Below are 13,451 nucleotides of genomic sequence, written 5' to 3' on the forward strand. Positions count from 1 at the left end.
CGGTCGAGCCGACCAATAACGGCTCTGAGCGGCTGCTGCGCCCGGCCGTGATCCAACGGAAGATGACCAACGGCTACCGCGCGATGTGGGCCGCCGAGGGCGAGGCCGACATCCGCACCGTCGTCGATACCGCGCGCCTCGCAGGCCACAGTCCCTTCGGCACCATTCTCAAGACCTTCGGCGCCTGAAACCAGCCATCAATGGCGTGGGTAATTACGTGCGCCGTGCTCTCTCTGGAGCCCCAAGCACCATTCACGGGAGCATTCCTCGCGGCTGTATGTCCGCTCCGAGACTAGATACTGACGGGTGCAGGTCGGCGGCACCGGGCTGGCCGGGAGCAGGCGAGAGTCAGGGTCAGCTCAATCGTGACGGCGACGCACACCGCGCAGTGCTGCACGGCAATGGCCGGAGAAGCCAGCGCGCAGAGGAGCGCGGCGGCCAGCAGAATTTTAGTCAAGAGCGGCAAGCCGGAGCGTTCTGTAGGCACAGCGGCGCTCACCCCTCTTCAAATCGGAGAGACGTTGACGTCGGTTCACGGGTTGGCTGTTCACTAGGCGTCGTGCGATCGGTTTGATGAACCAACCCCGCATCTGGTTCGGTTGGCCAAGCTGATGTTGACGGCAACGCCGCCAGTGCGGAGTCGGGCTGCCATGGCGGGAGTGTGGAAATACGCGGTAATTAACGTCGAAACCAAGTGCTTGAGCCAACCACATACACGAAGCTCGCCGGTACACCGGCCGTAAAGCCCGCTGGCGGGTTGAAAACGGTCTGGCCCGAAACAGTCTTGATCGTCAGCGACGTAACCGCAACACACGGCGATAAGAACACCTCTTGGCCGTCGTAGGGCGTTGCAGGTAGCGTGATCGTGTAGCTTTCGATAGTTCCACGGCCTGAGAAGATCACGCCTTTACGGTCGCTCGTCATGGCAGTTGATCCGCCGGTCGTCATAATAATGACGCCGCCCATCGCAAGAGGAGCTGAGAACGCTGCTGATGTCGAGCTCGACAAGCGACCGTGCGCGATTGAAGGAATAGTCGCAATAGACACGTCGTTGTTGGCTCCCTGCACCATGTTAATTGCCGCACCGGTGAACGCGGTCGCGTAGAAATCACCAATGCGGACGCGGCTGGGGGTGCTCGTGTTTAGCAGGTTGATGACGGGGCCGTTCGAAACCTCCGAGGACAAGCGACCGAACGATGCATCTAGGCCACCGGTAGAATCGACCCGCACGGCCGAACTGTTGGTGATCGGCGTGTTGTTCGGGCTGTTAGGGATGATGCCGGCAAACTCAAGCGTCTCAACGCGAATCTGTGGATACTGGAACGCGAGAGGTCCGCTTGCCTTTGTGTTCCAGATGCCCCACTTGCACGAGTCACAGTAGAAATTTCCGAAGTGGGCTTTAGTGGTGTATCCGGTCAGCCCCGTTGGATCGGCCGTGTCCGATTTGTCAAGACGCACACCCGAGCGATAGCCAAAAGCGAAAGTGTCCGGCGCTTCCAAACCATCTACTCGTTTCAGCCAGAGCACGTCGGAGTTGGCGATTTGCCAGTCCATGACACCCTGGACCGCCGACCATACTGGCCAGAAGTGCGTCTTCCCAGTAAAGTGCGTTTTGTCGTACATTCGGTCGAACCGGTAGGCGTTATGCAGCACCTGCCCGAAGATGTTGTTGGTCTCCAGGCGCCCTGAAAGATCGGCGTCCACGAAGTCGTAAACCGGGGCAAGGATGATGTTGTCGAAGCGGACCATGCCGGCCACGCCTTGTATACTGAACACGTAGGGATAGATGGCTGGTGTCCATGGCGTCGCCGGAACAGGTTGGTCCTGGAATATCCCAATATCGCTGAAGGTTGTGCCGCGTGCGCCAGGATCAGTGAGTTTGAAAGGGTTCGCTACAGCCCCTGTGATGTGGATCCATGTGCCGCCGCGCGAGGGAACTTCGCTCCAGCCTTGACCCTCCCAAAGGATTGGACACGTCCATGATATAGAGGTTTCCGCCGGTAGGATTAGGGTTAATGCAGGGAGCCGGATCTTGCCCCCATTCGGGTTCTTTGTGCACATCGCGTTCGCAGCAGCCTGGAATGCTGAGGTTGCATTGTTCAGAAACTGCGCGTAGGTCGTGCCAATTGGGATAAACGAGAGCAGCGACGGTCCAGCATCCATCGCAAGTTCCGCGGGCGTTCGGGTGAAGGTGCCGTCTGGCGGCCTGATCGAAAATAAAGACACATCGCTCTCAGGAGGTGCATCCGCCAAGGATAGCGACGAGGGCCGGTCCAGTTTAGAAATGTGTTTCTCGCCAAACCACTTCCGGAGCTTAGTCCCTTCTGGCAGAATCTTGATATCTGAGTTGGCGAGATGCCCAGGACCGGGGATGTGATCCGCATGCGCAGCCGCAAGAAGTGCATGCGCGACAAGGAATAAGGCGAAAAGGCGGTTCATCGTTGAACTCATAGGTTGGTGCTATTCGTCTGCAAAGGTACGCTTCTCGCAAAACGAACTCATTGACAGCTTTTTTCGGCTTGTGATTCTGACCCTATCTGCTGATAGGGCTATGTTCAGACCCGCACACTAGCAAGATTTAGTCTCTTCAGCGAAGCAGCGGATTTGCTCCTGAATGTAGGCGGCTTCTGACTTGTAAGGTAAAGTTGCTCGCACCCGAGGTCCGCCCTCCGGGACATTTTTACTTCGACGCCGAATAGTTAAGACCCTCCGTCGAGGGCGGAAGATATTTTTGATTTGATCCCGAATAAATAAGATCTTATTCAATGATCAGCCTTTACTGATCTTATATCAGCAGAGATTTGGGAAAACACGCGAACATTTTTGACTGTCACGCTTAGATGAGTTTTTGATGTCTGCCAACTTCATACCGCAGATTTTTCAGCCACGCGAGAGCCGATGGATACAGCTTCGGCAGCGGCCCGTTATCTCTTGGTTTACTGGTCTGCCGGGCACCGGAAAGTCGAGCCTAGCAAACGCTGCTGACCAAGCCTTCACCGCGCAAGAGCGACATACCATGGTGCTTGACGGCGACAATCTGCGTGGCGGTATAAATAGCAATCTCGGATTCAGCGCCGCCGATCGGGATGAAAACGAGCGGAGGCCGGCTGAAGTGGCAGTTTTGACGGCGGAGGCCGGACTGGTTGTCCTCGTCTCTCTTATCTCGCCCCTGTGTGCTGAGGGTGCGAATGCACGCCATATTGCTCGCGGCCTGTCCTTTCTTGAAGTGTTCGACAATACGCCTTTGCCTATCTGCGAGTCGCGCGATCCAAAAGGCCTATATCAGCGCGCCCGCGCAGGCGAGATTCTAGACCGGGTTGAGTTCGGGTGAGCGAGCCGGAAGAGGCAGCAGGGTGATGTTCTCTAGTACGCGCAGCTTCGTGGTGGTGTGCCAGCCGGCCTGATCGAGCAGGAGCACGGCGTGGCCGCCGGGCGCGACGGTTGCGGAGATCTCTTCGAGGTGATGGGCCATGGCCGACGTGGTGCAACAGGGCATGACCAAGCCCGCGCCCGCGCCCACACCTCTGCCAGGCCAATCGCACCGAAGATGTAGGCGACCTCCGTGCGCTGATTCTTGGGGGCCGAAGGTCGCGTTCCGCGTGCTGCCCAACGCCAGGGCAAGGTGTTCTTCTGGCCGACGCAGCCCTCGTCGCAGAACCAGGCCTCTAAGGGCTTGGTTCCAACAGCCTGCGCGATCTGCGTCAGACGGTGGGATGAATCTTTTTAAAGGCCGCCACCGCGTCTGGGTCCTGGGCGTGATGGTGCGGGCGAGCCGAGAATTTGCGGTAACCCATCGCCCGCGAGATCCGGCTCAAGGTCTGCTCGGAGACCTGCACGTTGTGATCTTCGGCCAGGATTTGCGCCAGATCGCACAACCGCCAGCGCACTACCCCGTGAGCAGCGGGCGTTGGCCCCTGTTCGATCAGGGCCTTCAGGAGATCGCGTTGGTCCGCGGCAATTACGCACGCCTGTTATGGCGGGGTTCGGGCGCCGACGGTCTTGAGAATGGTGCCGATGGGGCTGCTTCCTGGAAGGGGCTGCTGCCTGTAAGGCGCGCGGTGTCGACGATGGTGCGAATGGCGCCCTCGCGCTCGGCGGCTCACATGGCGCGGTAACCGTTGCTCACCTTCCGTTGGACGACGGCCGGACGCAGGAGGCGTTCGGAGCCGGTGTTCGTGGGCTGGACCCGGTCGGGCTAGGTGAGGAAGAACAGGAGCTGAGCGCGAGCGCGGCTGATCTTGGCCTGGAGATCGCAGGATAAATCGCACCGGCTCGGTGTGGAAAGGATGGCGCCAAGTTGCCGGTTCAGGCTCTGGCGTTTGGCTGCCAGCGTCGAGGCGGCAAAGTCGCGGACGCGCTCGGCCAAGGCAAACACGGGTCGCAGCCAAAGCTGCAGACGCCAGGGCACGGGATCATCGCTGGCCTTGACGCCGTAGGCGATGTTGCGGGCCAGATGGGCCAGGCAGGTCTGGTGCTCGGCCGCGTGGCCCTGTTGAGCGGTGTAGCGGTCCGAGATCTACACCGCCGGCCGGTGACCGTCCATCATCTCTCGCACGACGACAGCGGCCCGGGTCGGCGAGGCCGTGTGCACCACGGCTTGTGTCGCGTGGAACACTCAGTCGTAAGCGGTGGAGCCCTCGATGCGCACGCCGGCCTCGTCCGAGGGGACAACCTCAGCTTGGCGCAGAGCCAAGACGGCCGCGTCGCGACCAGGACGGAAGCGCTTCTGCGCCCGACGAAGCAGGTTCATCAGCCCACCTTGTCTGAGGTTGAGACCCAACAAATCGGAGAGTGCCATCTGCAGCCGCTCAGAAGAGAGCGCGAGGACATGTCTTCAGGTTCGTGGCCACCCGCGGGCCGAACGGAGTGCCGCAGACCGCCTCGGGCGCCGGCGCGACCACGCGCGTCCTGCAGTTCGGACAACTAACGGCAAGGCGCCGATGCTGCGTTAAGATCGGCGCGGCCGCGGACAGCTTAAGCTGCTCGCAGGTGCTAACGACCTGCGCCGAAAGTGCGGCGTGCAGGCTCCCACCGCAGCATGCGCAAGCCTTTGGACGTTTCACGATGACGGCATCGGGATCGTCGCTCATCACTCGGGTGTCGCCTTCGTGACCGGGTTTGGCGCCGCCGAACTTGGACTGCGCGCGTTGCTCCTTGCGACCTGTCGCTGGCGGCTTGGACGAGGTGCGCGACGTATTCTCTGACCGGCGCAGCCGCAGCACCAGTTCGATCAGATCCTCGCGGCTCAGCCGTTCAAGATCGCTTCGGCCCATCCCCAGAAGGAATTAACAAAATTCCGCCTACGCAAGGAGCGGGTAATTACGCTCGGCGTTTAGGCGCGGACGGGCACCCGGAGCTATGCTGTCGATCAGTCCATCCGGACCGTCTGTGTTGAAGGCCACCACCCGGTCACGCACCGTCGGCAACCCGACCCTGCCGATCTCGGCCGCCTTCGAGCGCGAGCCATCCGCCGCGATCACCGACCGCGCCAACAGTCTGCCTCGATCTGAAAAAGATCACCGACAAGCCTGCCATGACAAACTTGGGTCCCGAGCCGAGCAGCTTGCAGATTGGCGCATTGATGATCTAAAGCACGGCTCCTCGGTGTTCCACTCCAAAAGGCTAAAGAATATCTTCCTTTCCCATACAAATCGCTTGAAAGGAAGATAAGGTCCAGGATTGATCCTCGTTCACCATCCGCTTGCCGACTCCCGCGCTGATTGCTACAGCGTCTAAATTCAAATCCACAACCGGACCGTCCCGCTCTGCGGGATTTTGCAGAACTAGATTAGACATAAAGGGATGTATAGCCGAAATTTCTAAGCAGGCGGCTATCTGCCTTATAGAGACGGAAATTAAATATGCGCTTAGAATAGATTTTTTATACAAACTATCGTGACACTAACCTCAATTCTTAGCAGATTAACTCACCGATGCAACCAAAAATTTTTGCTCTGATAGCATGAATTTATAATATTTTATTCTAATGTGTTAGTTTTAGAAATAATAGACTTGCAAATACAACTACTTGCTCTTTAGCAAGCATATCTCTCGACAAAAGGTTGAATTATGACAGAGCGTAAGGCACGGATATTTTGGTTGGGTATGCATAAGGTTTTGACGAAGACAGAACTTCCGGCTCTCCGTGAAATGGGATACGAGGTTTTTGCGCCCCCATATCTTAGCGATATTGTCGATCAGAGTGCTGTAGTGCTCGTTCCTGAGCGCGAGCTAAGCACGCTACCCGCAGATATATTTGCTAAATTAGCATTGTATAACTTTTACTACAATTTAGTAAATGATGAAATTTCAGAAATATTGAACGAGTATTTTGATTGTGTAATAGTGACCATAAACCCCGACTGGCTTGGAGAGATACTGAAAAAATATCGTGGTAAGGTTATCTATCGTACATATGGTCAACCCTACTCGCTTTCGAAGCATTTAGAAAACAACAACGTCTTCGATTTGATCGACAACCGAGATAATTTTTGGTTTTCGCCCCATCTAGATCTGACAGCAGAAGTCGAAGACACTTGGCTCCGCTATCGTATGAAAGTTATTCCTTACGCACTTGAAAACGAAATCTTAGATTATAAAGATACTTGGAGATATGAAAATCTATCAGGTGAGATAGGTCTGCTCTGCCCAAGGATAGACAATGCATATTACGCCGATAATTACCGACATATTAAGCATCATTTTCCGCATCAAAATTTTCCAATATTTGGCGCTCAAATAATAAATTCGAGCGACTCACAAGTTGTTGGTACTATAGATCGTACTGAATTGCTTAGAAGATTTCAGCGTCTTAATGGGTTTTTGTACCATTACAAAGAACCCACGGTGACTTATTTGCCCCCAATCGAGGTTATGATGATTGGAGGCCCAGTTATTCATTTCGCGACCTCACTTATCGGTCGGTTATTTGAAAAAGGAGCTCCGGGCGCCGCACGTGACGAGGCTCATGCTTTAGAAATTGCCAAGCGGCTTCTGAACGGCGATCGACCTCTTATGAGGGAGATGATTGCATCGCAAACTGAACCGAGAAGTCATTACGACCCGCTGTATGTGCGACCAAAGTTCGAGGCCGGTTTCCGCGAAATGATCGATGGAAATGAAGACCGGCCCGCCCCAAATTTTATATCCAATATTCGAACATCGAAAACTAAACGAGAAGCAATATTCATTCCGTTTCATAGACTTAGCTTCACGGTGAACCGCATCGAAAGCCGTTATACCAGTGGGGAGGGAATTGTTCGAGTTCTACGCTTAGTGGTTCAGGCATTGCTCGAGGGGACTCATTATGATGTCGTAATTAGCTCAAAGGCCAGTCATGCAACAAATGTACTTGGCTTTTTTCATGACCTTGGAGACGATAATTCGCGCGTTCGTGTCGTATATTTCGACAAGCAGGCGCAGAATGATGCCGTGAATTCATCTATTCGAGTACCTGAGCAGAAAGATTCCAAGCGGAAACTTTATAAGCAATGGAGAAGGATCCGAAAGGATCTAATCGAGCGGACTGTGTCTTCGTACATCCGCTTTGGAATGAGAGGGCGCTCAAACAGTAGCTTGATATTAGTGGGACTACATGAAGGTGCATTAGTGTTCCGTAGGATTTATAATAAAGCGGGTGGGTTGGTTCGCTCATTTCGAGCAGTGGGTGATGTTCGACGCCCAATCCGCTGGCTGAACAGTAGGAAGCAATATTATTCCGAAATTGCTAAGTCCGATTATAGGTATAGCCTCGTATATCACGTAGATGATTATGTCGATTTTATTAACAATAGCGCGGAATTCGAGCATGTGTTTATCCCTCATTATTATTTTTTCCCTGAGGTTGTGAAAATCAAGAAAAGACTCGTTCTGTATTTGCCCGACCACATGCCATCTATCATGCCGGCGGGATCATTCGAAGACGAAATAATAAACAATGCTATTGGTCGCAGTCTAGTTGCCCGAGCTGCTGCAGTTATGACGAATTCCTATTATTCTGCAGAGTATTTGCCTCACTCGCCACTGAGAGTCCCTCCCCAATTGATCCATGCTTTTCCACTTCCTCAGCTTAATAAAGCGGAAAATTTCAGTGATGACTCCACAAATGCGTTCGATTTGCCGAAAGATCTGCAGGGTAATCACTACAAAGTCGTATTTTATCCAACGCAAAACAGGCCAAACAAACAGCTCAAAGTGCTCGCCGCAGCTATGTCATTGTGTGCGACGCAAATGAAGTCCCGAACTGACCTAGGTAACTCTTCTTCAAAACTTGCTCTGGTATTGACGTGTGCTCCGGATCAAGAAATTACGAATCTTGCACACCCGGTGCGTGTTTTCTTTCTAACTGGTGTTTCAGATAATACATTGGCAAATCTCTATAGAACCGCAATATGTCTTTGCTTTACATCAATAGCCGAAGGTAATTTCCCGACTCAAATCACGGAAGCACTAAGTTACAAAGTACCAATCGTGGCCACTCGAATGCCGCTTATCGAGACAGAAATCGGAGAAGCCGCGGAAAATCTAATCCTTTGTAATCCGGGAGATATATCAGCGTTTGCTTCAGGAATAATATATTGTCTCGAGAATAGACTCTCCGTGGTTGCTAATCAGGAGAAAGTTCGCGCCCTTATTGAGCAAAGGGGAAGATGGGATTCGTTCAAAAACGGCGTGATAGGGTTATTTCAGCAGTGATTTAGCTATCGGTGAAAACGGATCTTGGATCACGAGGATTTGGCGCTGGCAGCGGCGCTACGCCAAGGGGGGCGTCGAAGGTCTGCTGCGCGACAAGACGCGTCCGCCCGGCACGCCGCCTCATTCGACCGAGAAGGTGGCAAAGGTGCTGGCGCTGACCTGCTCGGAGCCGACGGGCGAGGTCACCCACTGGACGGGCTTGGCCGTGGCCCGCGCGGTCGGGATCTTGTTGCGCGCTGTGCGAAGGATCTGGGACGCTCACTGCCTCCAGCCGCATCGTGAAGGGGATTTCGTCGCCCAGATGGTCGCGGATTTTGCGTCGAAGTGAGCCGTCAGCCTGGAGCTCAGCCGATCCCGAGCCGCAGACCGCATCCCCCTCGTCATGTGCCAATCCAGTCGAACACGATGGCGGCGCGATCGCTCCCGCGGGTGGCTCCGCCAGCGAAAGCTCCGGTGACACACCCGAAGGCGAACTCACCGCGGCCGTCCTCGAAGAGGATGTAGGCCGGCTCGACCATGTTGGCGTTGTCGTCCTCGTAGCCGGGCAGCTCAACGATCCGCCACTTGCCCAGGACGCTCACGCCAGAGCTCCGAGCAGCTTTGGCAGGCGGACGAGGTTGTAGGCCGCAGCCGTCAGAGTGAAGGCCCATCTGACCTTGTCGGGGCCTATGAAGCGGGCCTTGCGCAGGCCGCCGACGGTCTTGATCCAGCCAAAGCCCTGCTCGATGCGTTTGCGGATCTTCTGGCTCCTGCCGTAGCCAGCGTGGCGGGTGGTTCGTCCGTCGATGGAAGAGCGGCGGCCGTTGGTGTTCCGGGCCACGTGCGCGCGCACGTTCATCGACCTAAGCTCGTTGACGAAGTCCTCGGCGTCATAGGCCTTGTCGGCACCCACCGAAACAACCCTGGGTCGATCCGCCCTCGGCTCGATCATCGACAACGCCGCGATCCGCTCGGCGTGACCGTTCGCCAAGGTCAGGCGGGTGTCCACGATCAGGCCCGAGCGGTTCTCCATCAGGGTATGGCCGATGAAGCAGAGCTTGGCCTCCATCCCCGAACCCTTGCGGTCAAGGCAGGCTTCTCGGTCCGTGGTGCTTTCGTGGGTCTCGTTCGAGCGCGTCTGACCCTTGAAATCGACCTCGGCGTTACGCCCGCCGGCGGAGGGCGGCGGGTCTTCCCTTGATCGGTGCCGCCCTGATCCGTACTCATCCGACTGAGGCCGCGTCCGCTATGAGCACGACACGCTAATCTACGCTGATGCCGATCGACGAGGAACGTATCGATGAGGCGGTGCTCGCCCTTCTGTGGCTGACGCTCCAAGACGGAGGTCGGGCCTGGAAGGGCTTCGACTGGGAAGCGCTGGGCCGTCTTCACCGCAAGGGGCTGATTGCGGATCCGGTCGGACGCGCCAAGTCGGTGGTGCTGACCGACGAGGGGCTGCGCCGATCTGAGGCTCTCTTCCGGACCCTATTCACGCGGCCGGAGTGAGCGGTCAGGCGGCGAGCTGCGACTGACCGGCCGGCGTCCAGTTCAGGGAAGCAGTTCCTCAAGCCGCCGGGCGGGGTGGTCGTTGATGCGCGCAAGCACGTCGGCCAGCCACGCCTGCGGGTCAACGCGGTTGAGGCGGGCGCTTTGGATCAGGGTATACATCACTGCAGCACGCTCGCCGCCGCGGTCGGAGCCAGCAAACAGCCAGGCTTTCCTGCCCAGCGCGATGCCTCGTAGCGCCCGTTCTGCCGCGTTGTTCGTCAGACAGATCCTTCCGTCGTGCACGATGCGCTCGAAGGCTGCCCAGCGCTTGAGCATGTAGTCAAAAGCCTTGGCCACATCGGCATGGCGCGAGAGACGGGCACGCTCAGCCCGCATCCAGGTCTCCGGTTCGGTCACGGGCCCGGCCGTGCGCTCGCGTCTCGCAGCGAGCCGCGCGGCGGCATCGAGACCGTTGATCTCTCGTTCGATCGCAAAGATCGCGTCGATGCGCTTCACCGCCGTGAGCGCGAGCGGGGCCAGCACCGGCAGCCGGCCGCACGCCTTGGCGGCGACGTCGGCCACCACGAAGAGCTTGCGCCTCGCGTGGGCCCAGCACTCCGCCTCGACGAGTGGTCCGAGACGGCGCGTGGGAGCGTAGAGCCGATTGAACCCGGCGAACGCGTCCGCCTGCAGTACGCCGGTGAAGCCGTCGAGGTGACGTTCGGCGTGCTCGCCCATGCGATCCCGCGAGAAGTGGAACAGTGCCGCCGGCGGGTCGCGGCCACCGAAGGGCCGGTCGTCACGGACGTAGACCCAGGCCCGCCCGGTCGCGGTCTTGCCCTTGGCCAGGATCGGCACCGGCGTGTCGTCGGCATGGACGCAGGCGCCGGCCAGCACGTCGGTGGGGATCCGCTCGACCAGCGGACGCAGGAGGGCCGCACAGCCACCGACCTGATCGACCAGGGTCGAGAGGCTGATCGGCACGCCCTCGCGGGCGTAGCGCTCGGCCTGCCGGTTCAGGGGCTGGTGCTGCCCGTACTTCTCGAACAGCACGCTCGCCAGCAGGTTCGGGCCGGCAAAGCCGCGGGGCAGAACTTGGAAGGGCGCGGGTGCCTGGGAGATCGCCTCGCAGTCTTGGCAGGTGAACTTCTCCCGGACGTGCTGCACGACCTTCCACGAGCGTGCAACCATCTCCAGCGTCTCAGTGACATCCTCGTCGACCTTAGCCAGGCGGGTCGAGCCGCAGCAGGCGCAGGCGCTCGGGCCGGGCACGAGGACCCGCTCGCGCGGCAGGTGCTCGGGAAGCGGACGGCGGAGCCCGGAACGACGGCGTGGGTTGCGCAGAGCGGTCCCTTGGGCCTCAGCCGCAATCTTAGCCGTGAGGTCGTCCTCGGCGACGCTCGTCTCCAGTTCCTCCAGTTCGAGCTCCATCTGGTCGAGCAGGCGGGCGCTGCGCTCGGAGTGCTGACCGTAGAGCTCGCGCCGCATCTTCTCGACCGCGAGCCGAAGCTGCAGGATCATCGCCTCGGCGCTGGTCTCCCGCGCCTTGGCCCGGTCGAGCTCAGCCTACGCGACCGCCAACGCCGCCTCGCGCGCCAGCACGAGGCGCCTGAGGGCAGCGACGTCGTCGGGCAGTGAGGAGCCGGCCGGGACCATGACGGCCATCAAAGCCGATTCGTTGGCCTTCGGGGCGAGCCCGCCTGTGGACAAGCCTGAGCTGAGTCACTCCGCCGCAGCGGGACGCCAGGTCCGCTGCGGATGACGCCAGTCGATCCCCTCCAGAAGATAGCCGAGTTGGGCCAAGGTGATCGCCACCGCCCCCTCGGAGGGCGTCGGCCAGAGGAAGCGGCCTTTCTCCAGGCGCTTGGCATAGAGCGACAGTCCCAGGCCATCGTGCCAGAGGCATTTGATCCGGTCACCGCGACGTCCGCGGAAGACATAAAGATCGCCGGCATGGGGATCGCGACCGAGCCTTTCCTGCACCAGGAGCGCGAGGCCATTCATGCCGCGGCGCATGTCGGTGACCCCGGTGGCGATCCAGACCCGGGCGGCCGACGGGAGTGGGATCATCGCCGCTCCAGCACGTCGAGGACGCGGGACAGGGTCCCGGCATTCACCCCGGCATCGACTACGACGCGTTGTCCTCTGCCCAGCACGATCACCATCCGGCCCGAAGTCGGAAACGCGGGCGTGCGGCTGCCGCGCTCCAATGTGGCGTCTGGCTCGGACACCATCACCGCCTGTACGAAGGCCGGTGCCGCCGGGGGGCGCCGATCGGCTCACCGTTAAGGCGCGTCGCCAGATCAGCAGCAGAGAGCGCGAGATCTCGTGCCGGCGGGCCGTAACTGATACCAGCCGCGGCCCCTGCAGGCTCTCCGGCACGATGCGGAGCTTCTCGTCTTCCGACCAACGCCGACGGCGGCCGGTCGCGACGATCTCAAGACGCTGAAGGCGCCGAGTACGGTGCGAATGACCGTCCATACGCACCGTTCTCAACGGCTGCCCGCCAAGCCCGCAAGACGGCCCTCCTCGGAAGGGTACCTTGATCCTTGGGCTTGAAGCTCTTGATCGAGGTCCATGCCTCAATCAGCGTGCCGTCGACGCTGAAATGGTCGCTGCACAGAAGCCGCTTCACTCCAGGTTGCGCCAGCACGGCGGCCAGCAACTGAGCCGCGATTTCGCCGGCCAGAAGCCGGTCTTGGTTCCAGGTGAAGCTCGAATGATCCCAGGCCTGATCGTCGATGCCCAGCGCGACGAACCAGCGGAACAACAAGTCGAACTCCAGCCGCTCCATCAGCTGCCGCTCCGAGCCGATCGAGTAGAACGCTTGCAGAAGCATGGCCCGCAGCATCTCGGGCGGGATCGACGGACGACCCATCCGGGCCGCATAGAGCGCCGAGAACGACCCGCTCAGGACCGCCAGCGCCTCGTCCGTCAGTTGTCGGATGGCCCGCCGAGGATGATCGGACCGGACCCGAGCCTCCTGGTCCACATACGCGAACAACGCCCCCGAACGTTGATCCAAGCCCCGCATCTGACTTCCCCGTCCGCTGCCGGGACGGAGTGAATCATGCCAGGCCCCGTCACGCCTCAGACTTTTTCAATACCCCGCTAGTACGACTGTGTCACGAAGCTCGTAACATATTGCAGTAATTGCTTTTTTATCCCGCCGTCCGACGGAAGAGGGCTAGCAATATCAGGGGCATAGAAAGTTTTGTGATACCGTCGTACTAGGTGTTCAGTCCCGAGGTGAGGTGGGTCGGATCGTATTTGAACCGGTCCGGATCGTC

The 13,451-nt window shown here is 58.5% G+C and carries 7 protein-coding genes and 9 pseudogenes; 5 read left to right on the top strand and 11 right to left on the bottom strand.

Going from position 1 to position 13,451, the window contains the following annotated elements:
• Window positions 1-188, top strand: a pseudogene (locus tag CRT23_RS26150) (IS66 family transposase); the annotation flags it as partial.
• A gap of 490 nt (window positions 189-678) precedes the next feature.
• Here CRT23_RS26150 and CRT23_RS28180 read toward each other — a convergent pair.
• A complete protein-coding gene (locus CRT23_RS28180; protein WP_146056529.1) occupies window positions 679-2,439 on the bottom strand; it encodes a hypothetical protein in 1,761 nt (586 codons plus the stop codon).
• Between the two features lie 412 nt (window positions 2,440-2,851).
• On the opposite strand from CRT23_RS28180, the gene cysC reads away from it, so the two are divergent.
• The gene (cysC, locus tag CRT23_RS26160; RefSeq protein WP_103712451.1) at window positions 2,852-3,331 is read left to right on the top strand and encodes an adenylyl-sulfate kinase; all 480 of its coding nucleotides are present in this window, start codon (window positions 2,852-2,854) and stop codon (window positions 3,329-3,331) included.
• Here cysC and CRT23_RS26165 read toward each other — a convergent pair.
• The 3 pseudogenes from CRT23_RS26165 to CRT23_RS29400 form a co-directional block, all read right to left on the bottom strand.
• Window positions 3,311-3,959, bottom strand: a pseudogene (locus CRT23_RS26165) (IS630 family transposase); the annotation flags it as partial. The gene cysC and the pseudogene CRT23_RS26165 sit on opposite strands and share 21 nt — an antisense overlap.
• Window positions 3,960-3,971: 12 nt before the next feature.
• A pseudogene (locus CRT23_RS26170) lies at window positions 3,972-5,273 on the bottom strand (IS66 family transposase).
• A gap of 48 nt (window positions 5,274-5,321) precedes the next feature.
• Window positions 5,322-5,498: pseudogene (locus CRT23_RS29400) on the bottom strand (IS630 family transposase); the annotation flags it as partial.
• A gap of 571 nt (window positions 5,499-6,069) precedes the next feature.
• Between CRT23_RS29400 and CRT23_RS26180 the strand changes: the two are divergent.
• A complete protein-coding gene (locus CRT23_RS26180; protein WP_103712455.1) occupies window positions 6,070-8,694 on the top strand; it encodes a glycosyltransferase in 2,625 nt (874 codons plus the stop codon).
• Window positions 8,695-8,722: 28 nt separating this feature from the next.
• Window positions 8,723-8,974 (top strand): annotated as a pseudogene (locus CRT23_RS26185) (helix-turn-helix domain-containing protein); the annotation flags it as partial.
• A 100-nt stretch (window positions 8,975-9,074) separates the two neighbouring features.
• On the opposite strand, the gene CRT23_RS26190 reads toward CRT23_RS26185, so the two are convergent.
• Both CRT23_RS26190 and CRT23_RS26195 read right to left on the bottom strand, forming a co-directional pair.
• Entirely contained in the window at window positions 9,075-9,275 is a 201-nt protein-coding gene (locus tag CRT23_RS26190) for a hypothetical protein (RefSeq protein ID WP_181017485.1), read from the bottom strand.
• Window positions 9,272-9,847 (bottom strand): annotated as a pseudogene (locus CRT23_RS26195) (transposase); the annotation flags it as partial. The gene CRT23_RS26190 and the pseudogene CRT23_RS26195, both read right to left, overlap by 4 nt.
• A gap of 101 nt (window positions 9,848-9,948) precedes the next feature.
• On the opposite strand from CRT23_RS26195, the gene CRT23_RS26200 reads away from it, so the two are divergent.
• Entirely contained in the window at window positions 9,949-10,179 is a 231-nt protein-coding gene (locus tag CRT23_RS26200; protein ID WP_103712453.1) for a DUF6429 family protein, read from the top strand.
• Window positions 10,180-10,183: 4 nt separating this feature from the next.
• On the opposite strand, the pseudogene CRT23_RS26205 reads toward CRT23_RS26200, so the two are convergent.
• The 5 genes and pseudogenes from CRT23_RS26205 to CRT23_RS26220 form a co-directional block, all read right to left on the bottom strand.
• Window positions 10,184-11,817, bottom strand: a pseudogene (locus CRT23_RS26205) (IS66 family transposase).
• A gap of 66 nt (window positions 11,818-11,883) precedes the next feature.
• Window positions 11,884-12,231, bottom strand: coding sequence for an IS66 family insertion sequence element accessory protein TnpB (gene tnpB / locus CRT23_RS26210; RefSeq protein WP_103712454.1), 348 nt, complete (start codon window positions 12,229-12,231; stop codon window positions 11,884-11,886).
• Window positions 12,228-12,392 (bottom strand): hypothetical protein, encoded by a 165-nt coding sequence (locus CRT23_RS29405; protein WP_245436606.1) that lies wholly within the window; start codon window positions 12,390-12,392, stop codon window positions 12,228-12,230. The genes tnpB and CRT23_RS29405 overlap by 4 nt, the downstream gene beginning before the upstream one ends.
• Window positions 12,393-12,486: 94 nt before the next feature.
• Window positions 12,487-12,642, bottom strand: a pseudogene (locus CRT23_RS29410) (transposase); the annotation flags it as partial.
• A gap of 64 nt (window positions 12,643-12,706) precedes the next feature.
• Window positions 12,707-13,195: pseudogene (locus tag CRT23_RS26220) on the bottom strand (transposase); the annotation flags it as partial.
• Window positions 13,196-13,451: the final 256 nt, after the last annotated feature.

It is taken from the genome of Methylobacterium sp. V23 (genome assembly GCF_002917135.1).
Taxonomy (GTDB): Bacteria; Pseudomonadota; Alphaproteobacteria; order Rhizobiales; family Beijerinckiaceae; genus Methylobacterium.